This window comes from Paenibacillus sp. FSL H8-0317 (assembly GCF_045040685.1).
Classification (GTDB): Bacteria; Bacillota; Bacilli; order Paenibacillales; family Paenibacillaceae; genus Paenibacillus.
In genome coordinates this window covers 568,225-582,740 of sequence record NZ_CP150294.1, presented here as the reverse complement: position 1 = coordinate 582,740, position 14,516 = coordinate 568,225, and the positions used below count along the sequence as shown (strand labels likewise).

The 14,516-nt window shown below is 48.3% G+C and carries 11 protein-coding genes and 1 riboswitch; of the genes, 3 read left to right on the top strand and 8 right to left on the bottom strand.

Going from position 1 to position 14,516, the window contains the following annotated elements; all coding sequences use genetic code 11:
• Positions 1-505 precede the first annotated feature (505 nt).
• Positions 506-1,459, top strand: coding sequence for an L-lactate dehydrogenase (locus MHB43_RS02895; protein WP_339181518.1), 954 nt, complete (start codon positions 506-508; stop codon positions 1,457-1,459).
• Positions 1,460-1,623: 164 nt separating this feature from the next.
• Here MHB43_RS02895 and MHB43_RS02890 read toward each other — a convergent pair whose 3' ends face one another.
• Complete coding sequence (locus tag MHB43_RS02890) at positions 1,624-4,332, bottom strand: PAS domain S-box protein (RefSeq protein WP_405131287.1); 2,709 nt, start codon at positions 4,330-4,332, stop codon at positions 1,624-1,626.
• 521 nt (positions 4,333-4,853) lie between these two features.
• Here MHB43_RS02890 and MHB43_RS02885 point away from each other — a divergent pair.
• On the top strand, positions 4,854-5,414 hold the full coding sequence (locus MHB43_RS02885) for a DapH/DapD/GlmU-related protein (RefSeq protein ID WP_091038205.1): 561 nt from the start codon (positions 4,854-4,856) through the stop codon (positions 5,412-5,414).
• A 92-nt stretch (positions 5,415-5,506) separates the two neighbouring features.
• Here the strand turns inward: MHB43_RS02885 and MHB43_RS02880 are convergent, their stop codons facing one another.
• From MHB43_RS02880 to MHB43_RS02860, 5 genes are all read right to left on the bottom strand, one after another.
• Positions 5,507-6,241, bottom strand: coding sequence for an ABC transporter permease (locus tag MHB43_RS02880; protein WP_339181512.1), 735 nt, complete (start codon positions 6,239-6,241; stop codon positions 5,507-5,509).
• Between the two features lies 1 nt (position 6,242).
• A complete protein-coding gene (locus MHB43_RS02875; protein ID WP_047840344.1) occupies positions 6,243-6,959 on the bottom strand; it encodes an ABC transporter permease in 717 nt (238 codons plus the stop codon).
• Positions 6,956-7,870: an ABC transporter ATP-binding protein gene (locus tag MHB43_RS02870; protein WP_036672188.1), complete on the bottom strand. Its 915-nt coding sequence runs from the start codon at positions 7,868-7,870 to the stop codon at positions 6,956-6,958. The genes MHB43_RS02875 and MHB43_RS02870 overlap by 4 nt, the downstream gene beginning before the upstream one ends.
• An 85-nt stretch (positions 7,871-7,955) precedes the next feature.
• Positions 7,956-9,467, bottom strand: a complete 1,512-nt coding sequence (locus MHB43_RS02865) for a histidine kinase dimerization/phospho-acceptor domain-containing protein (RefSeq protein ID WP_405131286.1) — start codon at positions 9,465-9,467, stop codon at positions 7,956-7,958.
• 44 nt (positions 9,468-9,511) lie between these two features.
• A complete protein-coding gene (locus MHB43_RS02860; RefSeq protein WP_221823748.1) occupies positions 9,512-10,195 on the bottom strand; it encodes a response regulator transcription factor in 684 nt (227 codons plus the stop codon).
• A 228-nt stretch (positions 10,196-10,423) separates the two neighbouring features.
• Here MHB43_RS02860 and MHB43_RS02855 point away from each other — a divergent pair, with 228 nt between their 5' ends.
• Entirely contained in the window at positions 10,424-12,184 is a 1,761-nt protein-coding gene (locus MHB43_RS02855) for an alpha-glycosidase (protein WP_405131285.1), read from the top strand.
• Between the two features lie 181 nt (positions 12,185-12,365).
• Here MHB43_RS02855 and sdaAA read toward each other — a convergent pair whose 3' ends face one another.
• On the bottom strand, positions 12,366-13,343 hold the full coding sequence (gene sdaAA / locus MHB43_RS02850; RefSeq protein ID WP_076215963.1) for an L-serine ammonia-lyase, iron-sulfur-dependent, subunit alpha: 978 nt from the start codon (positions 13,341-13,343) through the stop codon (positions 12,366-12,368).
• Entirely contained in the window at positions 13,333-14,022 is a 690-nt protein-coding gene (sdaAB, locus tag MHB43_RS02845; RefSeq protein ID WP_405131284.1) for an L-serine ammonia-lyase, iron-sulfur-dependent subunit beta, read from the bottom strand. The genes sdaAA and sdaAB overlap by 11 nt, the downstream gene beginning before the upstream one ends.
• Positions 14,023-14,300: 278 nt before the next feature.
• Positions 14,301-14,425: riboswitch (glycine riboswitch) on the bottom strand.
• Between the last annotated feature and the right edge of the window lie 91 nt (positions 14,426-14,516).

Below are 14,516 nucleotides of genomic sequence, written 5' to 3'. Positions count from 1 at the left end.
ATAATACCTTTAGTGAGTTATGAAATGGATTCTTGAATAAAAACATTATGGCTTCAGCGTTCCTTTTTGGAACCGTCATCGGATCGGGGCAACCTGTCTCATGGATCAAGTATGCTTATCTTTTGCTTGTCCGTATGTATTCGTCAGCTCCTCAGCAGATCCCTTTGGCGGTTTTGTTCTGTTTCTGCGGATTCCTAAGAAGTTTTGTCAGGTATATGATCCGCACAAATAACCCCCAATCCGACAACAAGCATGAATGCTGTCATGTCGATTGACACAGGTGCAAACGCCGTCAAATCATATGATTATGAATTATTCATGTCATTTTTGTTAACTCCTTTACTCCAATACGCTCCCGCGATAGCGGATATCATTGCTGCACAGCTTTTCCATGTGTTATCTTATGTAACGTAGAAGTGCATTCCAGCATAAAATAAAGGACTATACTTAACATAGGACGCATGAGTAACAGATAAATATCAATCTAAATGGGGGCTGAACGGCAGTGTTAGGCAAATCAGGCAAAGTAGCGGTGATCGGGGCGGGTCTTGTCGGTTCGAGTTGTGCGTATTCCATGATTAATCAATCGATATGCAGGGAAATTATGATGGTGGACCGGACGTATGACCGTGCTGTAGCACAGGCACTGGATTTTTCCCATTGTATGGACTTCACACATAACCGCACCAAGGTATATGCAGGCACGTACGCCGATTGTGGCAATATGGATGTTATTGTCTTAACTGCCGGGGCGAATCCCAAGCCAGGACAGACACGGCTGGATATTCTGGGGGAAGCGGAATCGATTACCAAAGACATCGTGGTTCCGATCATGAACAGTGGATTTAACGGGATTTTTGTCGTCGCTGCCAATCCGGTTGACATAGTAACTTATATGGTATGGAAATTATCTGGTCTTCCACGTGAGCATGTCATCGGCACAGGAACGTCTATTGACTCTTCAAGGCTCAAAACGCTGCTGTCTGAAGTCTTCTCCATCGACCCACGCAGTGTGCACGGTTATGCTCTCGGGGAGCATGGAGAATCCCAGTTCGTGGCCTGGTCGCATGTGACCATCGGTGGCAAACCGATTATGCACATCATGGATCAGCACAAGGAACGCTTCAAACATCTGGATCTGGACGATATTGCACGCAAAACGAAGGATGCCGGCTGGGAGATCTTTACCCGTAAAGGTTCTACCCAATTCGGAATCGGCAATGCCCTCGCGCACATCACTCGTTCCATCCTCAATGACGAACACAAGATCATCGCCGTATCGGCTATTCTGGACGGAGAGTACGAGCAACACAACGTTTGCGTCGGTGTTCCTGCAATCATCGGTGGCAATGGCATTCAAGAGATTATCGAATTGAATCTGGATGCAACGGAACGTGAGAAATTCAACAGTTCCTGTGAAATCCTATCTGGTAATATCAATCGTCTGACACTGGTATAAGCCATTCGTATACAACTCCACTTTGTATGCTTCGGCTCAACTTCAAAAGCCTACCAACGCAAACATGCCAATAAGACTCCATGCGAGGAGTCTTATTGGCATGTTTGCGTTTATTATTTTTCACAGCCAGATGAATCAATTTCATAATTGATTTGAGCTGCTGTTCAATTTGGTGCAAGTTGAGGTTCGTCCCTTGGCCCCCATTGCTGTAACACCCGCTTCAACTCACTCAGCATAACCGGTTTGCTAATAAAATCACGCATACCAATCTCCAGACAAGCTTCCTTATCTTCACGTTTGGCATTACCTGTAACTGCGATGATTGGAGGTATGCGATCTTGTGGAATTAAGCGGTGTAACAGATCTGTCGCCTTCAGTCCATCCATTACAGGCATATGAATATCCATCAGGACAATATCATAAGCATTCTGAGAGATGGCATCAATTGCCTCCACACCATTAGTACACACATCTGCCTGATATCCGAGCTTCTCCAGATATTCTCGCAAAATCTTCCGGTTTACCGGGTGATCCTCCGCCACCAGAATACGCATGGCGACCTTATCACTCTGACGTGTACGATCATGATGGAACTGACTTGCTGTCTGTTCTGCTGAAGCATCTACACTCGCCGCAGGAACAGCAAACCGGAAGGTTGAGCCTTCCCCTTCTATACTCTCGACACTGATACTGCCTCCCATGATCTCCACGAGTCGCTTGGAGATGACCAGTCCCAGTCCAGTACCACCATACTTCCGGTTAATCACCGGATGTAGTTGAGAGAAGGACTGAAACAACTGATCCAGCTTGTCAGCAGGAATGCCAATCCCCGTGTCTTGCACCGCAAAATCAAGAACGCTGTCTTCAGGTTTTCTGCCCTTGATAATATCCACGGTAACATCAATGCTTCCCTGATCCGTGAACTTAAGTGCATTACCAACCAAGTTCACCAGAATCTGCCGTATACGTATGGCGTCACCGACCATGAATTCAGGGATGCTTGGATTGAGACGATACCTGATCTCCAGATGTTTCTCATCTGCACGCGGTTTAAACAGTTCGGCAACCTGTTCCAGCATCTTGCGTAATGCAAATGGTTCATAAGCCAGTGCCATTTTCCCGGATTCCAGCTTACTGAAGTCCAAAATATCATTAAGGATGTTCAGCAGAGCATCACCGCTGTCTCGAATAATCTCGGCATATTCACGCTGTTCTTCCGATAAATCGGTACCGATCAACAATTCTGTCATCCCCACGATCCCGTTCATCGGTGTACGGATCTCATGACTAACCATCGACAGAAATTCTGACTTGGCCTGAGCTGCCAGCTCAGCTGTTTCTTTAGCACGTACAATTTCACGTTCGCCAGTCACATCATTAAACACAACCACCGCGCCCTGAATCTGTCCCTGTTCAATAATCGGCGTCACCTGATACTGCACCAGAAAGCTGCTGCCATCTTTACGCCAGAATACATCTTCCTTGATTGAACGTCTCTGTCCATCCAACACAGTCATGTGAATCGGGCACTCTTCTTTTGGGAAATGACTTCCGTCTGCACGGGTATGATGGATAATAGGATGTGAGTTTTTGCCAATGAATTCTTTCGCCTCATAACCGAACATCGAAGCTGCTGCAGGATTCATAAACATGGTGATGCCATCCGCATCCAAACCATATATTCCTTCCGTAACCGTGTTGAGAATCAACTCATGTTGCTTGCTGAGCTCCTGAATCCGTTCCGTATATTCCTTGCGCTCGGTAATATCGGACACGATCCCATAGACACCTACCATTTCCTTATCCACAATAATGGGCACATTCGTAACCGACACTTCGATCTTCCGACCACTTGAATTGACGATTCGGGTCTCATAATATTGCGGATCGCCTTGCTTAACCTTGTCAAAGTTCGTTTGACCGTGTTGAACTTCACATTTATCCAGATTGGATAAAAACGATTTGCCAATAAGCTTATTGCGTGGAACATCCAGCATTTGGACCAGCTTGCTGTTCACCGCACTATATTCGCCATCCAGATTCAATGAATACACGGCCGCCGGATTATGTTCGAACAGCGATCTGTATCGCTGACGGCTTTCCCGAAGACGTCTGTCTGCATCCTTATGCTGGGTAATATCCCTGCTGATGCTGACAATCTGGACACTCTTTCCACGCTCTCCAGCCACAGGTTTCGCCAATGTCTCCATCCAGATATAATGTCCCTTCTTGTGCAACACACGCATCTTGCAGCCATTGCCGATCTTGGAAAGATCCATAGGGTCCGGATAATCTCCCGGATAACAATAATCCTTGAAGGACCTTCCTATGACTTCCTCCGGCTTATAACCCAGTAAGGTGTACACGGAAGGGGAGACGTATAACAACTCGCCATCCTTAGCACAAGTTGTAATCAGATCTTGTGCGTGGTCAGCCAGCACCTGATATTTCTCCTGTGCCTCCTTAAGCTCACGTTGCACTTTTAGGATATCGGTAACATCTTTGGCAATACCGTATATGCCGACAACTTCATCACTCTCTGTGATAGGAACATACGTTATCTCTGCCTGTTTCAGGGAACCATCTTTATGATAAAAAGTAATGGGATTACTGACTGAACGTCCAGCCAGTACCTCTTTAATATATTCTTTGCGTGAATTTTCACTGTCCGGAGGACAGATCTCACTCTGATTCATACGAATCAAGTCATCCAGTGTATACCCTGATATCCGCTCTACCGAGGGATTAGCATCAATATAGTTTCCACGGATATCCATCACATAAATGGCATCCGGATGGTTAAAAAACAGTGATTGGTAAGAACTTCCCTCAGAAATAATGCGCTTCAGGGTTTCCGTTTTATTAACATCCAAGGCTTACCCCTCTTTTCTCAGCCGATATCTTCATCTAACAACAGGAATTTTTTTAGTTCCTTAGAAATAGGCCTACCCTCGAATAACCATGTAAGCCAACCTAGAAACAGCTTTTTTTATTTTACCAGATTCTCGTCTCATTTTGCTTACATTCTATGATTCAATTCACATGATGCGTGAGGTAATACTTGGAATTTTAATATTACTTAGGAGGTGTCTTCGAAGGCAGACAAGTTATACAAGTCAGCTGATTCTGGCGAATGGCTAAACGATTTCCTTTGGCGTCCATGCGCCCTTTGTAAATTTTAAAGAACATCAGACACGTTAATCCCCATTATCTCCTGACATAAACGCTGCAAACGGTTGTTTCATTGGATATCCCGCCTGAATCAAAGCTTCCCAAAGAAAGAGAGATCATCCGCTCTTACGATGCCTTGATATAAAATTAACGATACAATTTGTATCAAAAAGGCTATAATCGTTAAAAAACGTTTTTTGACTACGGAGAGGACGGATGAATCATGCTGCCCAACAGAGTTAAAATTGCTTACGGTAAACTAAGAGGCTTGGCCATCTTTGGTAAAATCCAGCCCTCAATGGGCCTGCTGCCACGAATCAGGGGTAAGGTTTATCTGAATAGATTGGGTGACTTGCAGGTGGGAAAGCGACTCAACATCATAGGCAAACCTTGGGGAACCCAGTTAACCGTGGTCAAAGGCGCGCGATTAACGATTGGCGATGACGTCATGATTAATGCAGGAGTCGGGATTGCCGCTAACGTTGAAGTGACCATCGGCAATAACGTTATGATTGGTCCTCGAACAAGCATATTCGACAGTGCCTACCACCGAATTGACTCGCTGGATGACGGGAGCCAAACTGCCAAGCGGATTGTAATTCAGGATAATGCCTGGATTGGTACAGGAGCGCTCATACTTCCCGGCGTCACTATCGGCAGAAATGCAGTTGTGGCTGCCGGAAGCACAGTAACCAAAGATGTCCCCGAGAATACGCTTGTAGCCGGAGCACCAGCCAAGATCATTCGAGAGCTGACTATTCATGATGGGTGGGTCAGACATTAGAAAAAATCCTCCTGAAGCATACATACAATGAGCTTGCATGTTCTGCTTAAAGAGGATTTGGACCTACGATAACCAAGTGTGTAACGAATTATTCAGATTTCTTTTTTCGCAAAATACATCATGCCGATTCCAATAAAAATAACAGCACTGCCTCCAACAACCGCCAGCATCGTCATCAGTGGCACGTTGTAGGCTCCGAAACCTCCGCCGTCCACGGGTGTCATCAGAATCATCGGTTGTGCCCATGGATAATACGGCCCATATGTCGCCGAGTTTACAATGAGAATATTCGGTATGGTCAGTGCAAAATTCAGTGCGAGCGGTGCGGCAAAGCTGCTCCACACCAATGAAACGAACATCTGCAAGGCAGCCAAGGGTACACAGGCCAGCAACCCAAGCAGTAGTTTGCCTACCAAGAATCCCCAAGGTACTGGCATCGTAATGCCGTGAATCATGCCTGCCAGCAGAATGGACATCAGCAACAATACTTGCGTACCCGCCAGAAGCATGAGTACAATCGTCAGTTTACCTGCATATACACCTGAACGTGTGAGCGGCAAAACTAGCATCTGCTTCCACCCTCCACCTGCATGTTCGAAACGGCAGACAAAGGACGTAAACACGCCAGTGAGCATCGGTAACAATAACAATCCGTGCAGGAAAACCATCGTAGTCATCAATACCTGCCAATTTCCCGATGGAGTGGACAACAGTCCGATGAGCAGCGCAATGAGTGGACTCAGCAGAATCAGGAGCCATATGGGCGATTTGCTCATTTTCAATCGTTCAGCGGACAAGATTCGGAAGTACGTTGTCGCAAAGCTCATATCAGGCCACATCCTTCCGGCTAAAATGCACCATACCCAGCAACAGGATTAATAACCCCAGACCTGCCCCCATGCCTGCATACAGGTATGGATTAGGCCCATTCCAGGCCATCTGTGCCCAAGCGAGCGGAAAGCTCGGTGAGATACTGAGTGAGAACATACCCGTTATCGCGAGAACGATGCCCAGGGTGACGGGAAGCGCCTGATTCTTGTTAACCATCGTGAGCCACAACTCCAGTGACAACACCGGAAGTGCACCAGCTAAAGGCAATAGCCCCAGCTTGATCGCATGTGTCCAAGGTATTTCGCTGGCATGGAATCCGAGGATCAGACCCAGACCCACAATTCCTGCGGTTAGCAGCAGGCAGGAGATCACCAGCAGCACACAAGCAAGCAGGAACTTGGCTAAATACACGGCTGGTCTGGGAATGGGCATCGCGAGCAACTGTTTCCACGATCCCTGTTCATGCTCAACATTAGCGATCATGGAGCTGAGAATGGTTGCTCCCAGCATCAGAGACAAGGGCACAAAGACAACCACATTGCCCAATAATCCGCCCCACAGGTTATCTGCATACTGCTCTTTCAGATAGTCCAGCCGTAAGCCAAAATTAAGCGCCTGCATCGCTGTCAATCCAAGAGGGGCCAGAAAAACAAGAAACCAGATCCCTTTCCCCCGAATCTTGAGCCAGTCTGACGATAATGCACGCCCGGTCATATGGAAGCCCCCTCGCCAATGACCCGCATGAACAGATCTTCCAGCGACTGACGTTGTTCCTCTACACGATACACATCATGATCCTGCTCAATTAATCGGCGCACAAGCAGTGCCACTGAACTGTTATCCATATAAGGGAACGTTAACGCAGAACCTTGCTGCTGACCAAATTGTCCCTGTTCTCTCGCCAGCTTCATAGCCTCTTCCGGCTCGGAAACCGTTAACCGGATAGAGCTGCCCGTCTGACTATGCAGACTTGCGATAGTATCCTGGAGCACCATCTTCCCTTCACGGATTATACCAACACGACTTGCCATCTGTTCGACTTCACTCAGCAAGTGGCTGGAAACCAGAACGGTAATGCCATGTTCCAGAGGCATGCGTTTGATCAGTTCCCGAATCTCCTGAATACCGGCAGGATCAAGTCCATTCGTTGGTTCGTCCAGAATCAGCAGCTCCGGTTCACCCAGCAAAGCGCTGGCAATACCCAAACGTTGCTTCATCCCAAGGGAATACCCCTTCACTGAACGTTTGGCATCCTTGGTCAGATCTACAATGGACAACACTTCAGCAATTCTTGATTTGGGTACATTGATGATGCGGCGCAAAGTTTCCAGATTCTCTACTGCGTTCAGATGTCCGTAATAGGATGGGTATTCGACCAAGGAACCCACACGGCGCAAAATATCCATGCGATCCTTGCGGATATCCTTGTCGAAGACACGGATCACGCCTTTGGTTGGTTTAATCAAGCCGAGAAGCATGCGAATCGTTGTTGTTTTGCCGGCGCCGTTGGGACCGAGGAAGCCGTAGATATCTCCCTTTTTAATATGCAGATCAAGTTCACGGACCGCTGCACGGTCCCGGTATGTTTTCCATAAATTCGCCGTTTGAATAATATTTTCACTCACTGTATGATCACCTCGGAACTATCGTAACCTTCCAAGGTTAAAGCCAAAGTAGTCTCTAGTTTAAGTTTAGTTTAAAAAAGCAATTTCAGCGGTTTGTTGTTTCCCGGTTTCCCTTACCACTGTAGATATATGTCTGGACACCCGTATCGGAACTGTCTACCCGCTTGCGCAGACCCATCTCACGAATCAACAGGTCTACAATGGATAAACCTAGGCCTGTGCCTTTTGTGTCGGAATTCGGTTGCATTCCCGCACCCCGATCCTGAATAACGATGGCCGTCTCACCCTGAATCTCCTGAGTTGATATACCAATATATTTCCCGCTGGCGGCATGACGGATCACGTTTTGGAACAAATTATCAAGAATACGGCGCATGCCCTGTTCATCCATTTGCCAGATCAGCGGTTCCTCTGGCAGGTCAATATCAATCTCAAATTGTTCTTTCTCCCAGACCGGGTACCAGGCAGCCGCCGTTTCCCTGACGATCCGCAGTATATCTTTCTCTTCCAGCTTCAGTGTATATTTCCCACTGGTGAGCAAATTGTAGGATAACATGTTGTCAATGAGCCCGCCGAGGTCCTCCATCTTTGCTTCCATGCGATGTAGTGAACGGTCCCCTTGCTCGCTCAGCTCTTCCTTGTGCAAAGCATGCATATGTCCACGAATCACCGTTAACGGGGTACGCAGATCGTGGGAAAGCCCCGCAATGAGACGTTTGCGCAATTGTTCTTCCTCGCGTTCACGGTGGCGGCTGTCGGATAGTTGATGAACCATCTGATTGAAGGATTCCTCCAGTTGACCGATCTCGTCTGACCGTCGGATATCTACCGGAAGCGGGAGGCCTTCCTTGCCTGTGGTCATCATGGCCGTCTGCAAACGAATAAGTCGTTTGCGAATCCGTGCGAAGAAGAGAATCGACATAATGATGAAGATCAGAAAGATGAGGGTCATTACGATACCAAGATACAAAAGTTCCATCGGCCAGTTACTCTGATTCATTTGCAGAAGTGACCGCGGCACTTCAATGATGATGAATCCCTGTCCTTTGTCCTGCTCATCTCCGCCAATATATGCAACTACGGTCAGTGGATCGCGAAAGGAAGCTTCTTTCATGAATTGCACTGTATTGTTTACATTCCATAAGGCTGGAATATGAGTCTCTGCCGTTTGCCCGGAATCCAGTGACCATCTCAATGTCGTGTCTGTCCTACCATCCGGCGACGTGGATTTCAGAAGTGTTACATCTTCACCCCCAAGAATAAAGAGGGTTTCACCACTCACATTCACACGATACATGGAAGATTTGGGATACGAGCCATGTAATTGCTCCAACCGGGCCTTGATCTCTTCATCCGAAGCACCATCCAGGTTCCTCGCTTCACGTGACCAGAGGTTACTGATCCGGGTAACATCACCGTAAGGTGCAGCTCGGTTCTTATTTGTGTCCGTGTTATTCACTACAACAATATATATAACGGATATGATCGGAAGCACAACGGGCACAAATAATACAGCCGCCAAGATCAGGAGGATGTATCTGGACATCAAGGAGCGCCCAAAGCGAAGCTTGCGCCCCCCGGATTGTTTTTGATCCATGCTTCGTTCTCCCTTCATGATCTTCCGTTTGCTGAACCAGCGGATCATGGCTTCTTCACACGATATCCCACACCGCGGACCGTCTGAATAACTACAGGATTGGCCGGATCAAGCTCCAACTTTTCGCGTAGATGTCGAATATGTACCATTAAAGTTTTGTCCCCATCCAGATAGGGCTCATTCCAGACGGCTTCATAGATCTGCTCTTTCGTTCGAATCATGCCCATATGTCGTAGCAGGTAGGCGAAGATGTGGAACTGTTTTCCCGATAAAATAATCTCATTTCCCGTCTCCTCATTCACGATCCGGTTGTCCTTCTCATAGATGGAGAGATGATCCAGCTTCAGGGCTGTATCCGATGAGACCGCAGTTCCCGCCTTCCGCAGTTGTACTTCAATACGGGCAGCCAGTTCATCGGGGTGAAATGGTTTGGTCACATAGTCATCGGCAAAATCAAGACCGTGCAACTTGTCGTCAATGGACGTTCTGGCCGAGAGCATGACAATCGGCACCGCAGGATGCTCTTTTTTCAGTCGCTGACCCACCGTAAATCCATCCAGCCCGGGCAGCATGACATCCAGAATAATGAGTGAGCAACCGATAGCAGCCTCCGCTGCACCTTCACCACTGCCGAGCCATACCACCTCATAACCGCGCTCCTCCAGATCGGCTCTGACCCAAGTCGCAATTTCCGTATCATCTTCAATATATAACAGTTTGGTTTTCATCCGAATATTCGTTTCCTTTCTGCCCTCATTGGGTTAATGATATATCTGAGCATCATCATGATAAAAGTTGTCTATAACATATGGATTCATGTCTTGTTGAAACAATGTTGAAGTCCTTTACGTTACCACACATTCTAATTATAGCGTATTCATTAATGTGGGGAATGTCATATTAATCAAGTCTACCAAGTACATACTATATCCACACCTGACGGGAGGAAATTCATTATGCTGCTGGAAGCCATCTATCATCAACCGAAACGAAACTGGGCCTATGCCTATGACCAAGATACAATCCATCTGCGTTTGCGTGCCAAAAAGAATGATCTGACCGAGGTACATGCCCTGACCGGGGATAAATATGCGTGGGATGCAACCAAAGCGCTGGTTCCCTTAACAAAGTTCACCTCTGACTCCATGTTCGATTATTACGAGGGTGAGGTGAAACCTCCCTACCACCGACTGAAATACTCTTTTCTGCTCAGAAACGGAGACGAACAGATCTGGATGACCGAGACGGGCTTCCAGGAAGAAGAACCGGACGATCCGGGTCGTATGTTCCAGTTCCCTTATATTCATGCCGGAGCTGTATTCACAACCCCTGCGTGGGTTAAGGATGCGGTGTTCTATCAGATTTTTCCCGAACGATTCGCCAACGGCAACCCGGATATTAGTCCGGAAAAGGTAGAGCCGTGGGGCGGTGAGCCAACACCTTTCAATTTCTTCGGCGGTGACCTTCAGGGCGTGATCGACCATCTGGATTACATCAGCGATCTTGGCATTAATGCGATCTACTTCACACCCATCTTCGAAGCCACCACCAATCACAAATACGATACCGAGGACTATCTGCGGGTAGACCGGCACTTTGGTGACGCAGACACCGTGAAAAGACTGGTCGAGCTGTGCCACGCACGTGGAATTCGCGTACTTCTCGATGCTGTGTTCAACCATTCCGGGAAGACATTTGCGCCGTTTGTGGATGTGCAGAAGAACGGAGAGCAATCCAAATACAAGGACTGGTTTCATGTACACGAATACCCGCTGGACGTGAAGGATGGCATTCCAACGTATGAGACCTTCGGATTCGAAGCGCATATGCCAAAGCTCAATACGGAGAATTCCGAGGTGAAGGCCTATCTGCTGGAGGTTGCCGAGTATTGGATCAAGGAAGTGGGTGCGGACGGGTGGCGGCTGGATGTGGCAGACGAAGTGGACGATGCATTCTGGCGTGATTTCCGCCGTGTAGTCAAAGCGGCTAATCCGGATGCTTACATTCTGGGCGAAGTATGGAACGAGTCTTCCTCCTGGCTGCAAGGTGACCAGTTCGATGCATCCATGAACTATCCGTTTACCGATGCCGTGAATGCTTTCTTTGTCAAAAATACAATGCACGCCGAACAATTCGCAAACTCCATCGGGCGACAGTTATCCCGTTATCCTCTCCAGGCCAGCGAAGTGGCGTTTAACTTGCTCGACAGCCATGATACCCCGCGGCTGCTCACGCTGTGTGAAGGCGACCAGCGCAAGATGAAGCTGGCTGCGTTATTCCAGTTCAGTTACATGGGTGCGCCATGCATCTATTACGGAGACGAGATTGGCATGGACGGTGAACATGATCCGGGCTGCCGTAAATGCATGGAATGGGATGAAGCGAAGCAGGACCGAGAGTTGTTCGACTTTTATCAGAAACTGATCTCCTTGCGTCATGCTCATCCTGCCCTGCGTGCAGAAGGCACCGTTCGTTTTCTGCAGGCTCGTCCCGATGGCAGCCAACTGGTATTGGAGCGGCAAAGTAAGGAGGAACGAATTCTGGTTCTGTTCAATCGATCAGAAGAGACGGCTATTGTCGAGCTGGAGGCCGGTGACGAGGAATGGACCGAGTTATTCGGCGGAAACCATCGTACCGCCAAGGAAGATGACGTACTCGCCATTGAATTGCCCGCGTATGGATATGCCGTACTGAGTACGGCTGTGAGCCAGGACTAGAGTTATAATACACATACGTCTGAGCCATATCTAAGTAGCCTATCTTCGCTTCATCTGGCAGCATAAAACAAGCGTCCTGCAGAACCCGGATTCGGGTTCGCGGACGCTTGTTTTGTAATTCTGTATTCGCCGTTATACATCATAATGTCACTGATTTATATATCGGTGGTCCCGGTTCAGCTTAAACCTGAGTATCCTTGTCCACTTGAGCATTGTCCGCCCCACTTGTAGTTGTGTCAGAATCCGCTGGCTTCGACTCCTGCTCAGGCTCGGCACGCTTTGCCTTTGGTTTAGCCAGCTTTTGCATCATTTTGCGGCCGGTTGGCGTCTGGGCCAGTCCACCTTGGGCTGTCTCCCGATGGCGGCTCGGCATCGCACTGCCTACCTCCAGCATGACATCGATGACTTCGTCTGACGGAATGGCACTACGCACTCCGGCCAGGGCCATGTCAGCCGCAGCCAGCGCCGTAACTGCACCCAGTCCATTACGGACGATGCACGGGATTTCAACAAGGCCTGCGACCGGATCGCAGATAAGGCCCAGTGTATTTTTTAACGCCAAACCAACGGCATGAACGACCTGTTCCGGTGTACCTCCACGCAGTTCAACCATGGCACCCGCAGCCATGCCGATAGCGGAACCCACCTCCGCCTGGCAGCCACCTTCGGCCCCGGAGATAAATGAATTGTTCGCGATAACATAACCAATCGCTCCCGCACAGAACAACCCGTTCACCAAATGTTCGTCCGTCCAGCCAAATCGCTCCTGTGAGCTGATAAACACACCCGGGATAATACCACAGGAACCGGCTGTTGGTGTTGCCACAATCCGGCCCATGGAGGCATTCACTTCAGATACACACAGGGCATACGCCATGGCAAGTGCGGAAGCATCTCCTGAACAAGTCTCACCCTTGCGAATGTACTCGGCCATTTTTTTACCGTCTCCACCCGTTAACCCACTGCGTGATGTTGTATCTTCCGTTAACCCTTTGCGTACCGCTTCCTTCATCACCTGATAATATTCAGACATCTGCTTCACAACATCCGCTTCCGGTGTATTGGTCTCCTGAACCTGCTCCTCGATCATCAGCTGAGCAATGGTTTTGGATTCTGCTGTACAGATCGTATTCAGTTCGTGCAAATGTTTAAACCGCATCCGAATCAACTCCTCTCTTCAAATCTATAACACGAATGTCCAGCACATGGCCCAGCTCCTTTAGACGCTTGAGCATATCAGGATTAGGCACACCATCCATTTCCATCGCGGTAAGTGCTTCGCCATCACGGGCTTTCCGGTCCACCTGCATATACCCGATGTTAACCCCGGATGAACTGATCGTGGACGTCACTGACGCGAGTACGCCCGCTTTATCCGCATGCCGCAGAACGAGTGTTGGAAACTCACCACTAATCTGAACACGAAAATCATTCATCGAATGCACGGATACGCTTCCACCACCAATGGATGCACCGATTAAGGAGCAGGCACGTTCTCCATGCCACAACTCAATTTTGACCGTATTTGGATGAGGAGCAGGCAGGCCACTTGTATAAAACTCAACCTCCATGCCCGCTTCCTCTGCGTATTGTTCTGCATCCGGGATACGCGGATCGTCTGTGACATAATCCAGCAGACCGCCGATCAGTGCCAGATCTGTTCCGTGCCCCTGATACGTATCAGCGAATGAACCGTATAACGTTAGCCGGGCACGATCTGGCGTACATCCCAGCCACTGACGAGCAATTCTTCCTAACCTTGCCGCACCAGCTGTATGTGAACTTGAAGGCCCCGTCATCGACGGACCAATAATTGAGAAAACATCTTTAAATCGCACCTTGTAACCCTCCATTATTAATCATGATTCATATTTGTAAAATGTATTCGTCATTTCGATCCAGGAGTTTCATCCACAATGTCCCTTATTTAGATATGATGACATCAAAAAAGGACAGAAGAAGGCCTTAGGCCCTCTCTCTGTCCTCGATACCTGAGAGTTTCACGATCAGCAGTGTCTCACGACAAGTTGCATTGCCTGCGATTACAGACAAGTTCACCGGTCTGACTGATCATATACCCCTTGGGTGGCGCAATTCGCGCACTCTCCAGAGTTGCGTCCAACGATGGTACATTTACCTGAGAGATTAACCACTGCGCCGGGTGCGCAGCAGCTTGCTCCTTCGGTGCCTGAACACTAGCCATTGTGCTCGGCTAACCCAGGTCTCTCCCGCTCGTTATCATCCGCTGTATTTATTTTAATTCGATTCGAATTGGTACATTTCTAAGTTTTTGATCATGATCAAGTATACCCATAGAGTAATGTACAACATC